This window comes from Agromyces sp. NPDC055658 (assembly GCF_053618155.1).
On sequence record NZ_JBSHHD010000092.1, the window covers coordinates 1 to 1,636 of the forward strand.

Sequence of the window (1,636 nt, forward strand, 5' to 3'; positions counted from 1 at the left end):
ACCTCGGCCGGCGTCGTCGTGGGAGGCGGCTTCGGACAACGCAGCGACCAGCTCGGCGTCCTGGCCGGGAAGCGTCACCAGGTGTTGCGCGCCGATCGCGATCGCGGCGTGCCAGTCATCCGGCCGCGGGGCGTCGTTGCCGACCAGGATCACCCTGGCGCGCCTGGGCAGCGCCCGCGCGGCGCATCGCTGCGCGGACGGAGCGTCGAGTACGACCGCGGCGGCCGCCATCCAAGCCTTCCGTCCCGAGGGTTCGTCGACGACGACGAGACCGACGCCGGCGGCAGCGGCCACCCGGGACACATCGTCACGCAGCAGTGGGTCGCCGATCAGCGCCAGCACCGTGCCGGTCGGGGCGATCGAGGGGTTCGGGACGGCCATATGCCCACCCTGCGGGCAACCACGAACCGGGCACCATCACCAATTCACGGATTGTGGATGAAGCGTGCGCTGGGGATGAACCACGGTCCGCGAACGTACCGCAGAGTTCCAGTGAAAATACGGTTCCGCAACCAACGCGGCCGGACGGCCAAGGATTCTTCCCCTGAAAAAGGGACGACCCCCGCCAGGGGGGGAGGAGGCGGAGGTCGTCGTGTATCAGCCCCGGGGGGTCGGGCTGATACACCCTCGGCATAAGCCGAGTAATGCTCACTATACACACGGAACTGCCAAAACATGCAAGAGACACCTGTGCGGGCTACCAACCGGGAGTGCGGAGTCACCGTCCGCAAGAATGTGTCGTGAACTGCCATTTTGCGTTACCGGACAGATGGCAGGGTGCACGTGCCTCTATGCTGGCGCTTGTGACCGCTTCCGATCGGGCTGCCGGGGAATTGATCGCACAGCAATCCGGGCCGCAGGACGGTCGACCAGTGCGCACCGCGGCCTTCTTCGACCTCGACAAGACCGTCATCGCCAAGTCCAGCACCCTTGCTTTCAGCAAACCTTTCTTCAACCAGGGTCTGCTGAATCGCCGCACCGTTCTCAAGTCGACGTACGCACAGTTTCTGTTCCTGATGTCGGGCGCCGACCACGACCAGATGGACCGGATGCGCAGCTACATCACCAACATGTGCACGGGCTGGGATGTCGAACAGGTCAAGTCGATCGTTGGAGAGACCTTGCACGACATCGTCGACCCGCTGGTGTTCGCCGAGGCAGCCGAGCTGATCGCCGACCACAAGCTGTGCGGCCGCGACGTCGTGGTGGTGTCGGCTTCGGGCGAGGAGATCGTCGCGCCGATCGCCAGGGCACTGGGCGCCACCCACGCGATGGCCACCCGCATGGTTGTCGAGGAAGGCCGCTACACCGGCGAGATCGCGTTCTACTGCTTCGGCGAGGGCAAGGTCGAAGCAATCCGCGCCCTGGCCGCACGCGAGGGCTACGCACTGGACCACTGCTACGCCTACTCGGACTCGATCACCGACGTCCCGATGCTCGAATCCGTGGGTCACCCCACCGCGGTCAATCCCGACCGGGGACTGCGCAAGGAGGCCGCCTCCCGCGGCTGGCCGGTGCTGACTTTCACCAGGCCGGTGTCGTTGCGCGACCGGCTGCCGGCGCCGTCCGGAGCCGCGGTGGCCACTACCGCGGCCGTTGGCATCAGCGCCCTTGCGGCGGGCGCACTGACATATTC

The 1,636-nt window shown here is 66.4% G+C and carries 1 protein-coding gene and 1 pseudogene; one reads left to right on the top strand and one right to left on the bottom strand.

Annotated elements, in window-relative coordinates:
• A pseudogene (locus tag ACWGPE_RS18705) lies at positions 1–381 on the bottom strand (hypothetical protein); the annotation flags it as partial.
• Between the two features lie 422 nt (positions 382–803).
• On the opposite strand from ACWGPE_RS18705, the gene ACWGPE_RS18710 reads away from it, so the two are divergent.
• Positions 804–1,636 (top strand): HAD-IB family hydrolase (locus ACWGPE_RS18710; protein ID WP_452049266.1); only part of this gene is annotated, 833 nt, incomplete at its 3' end.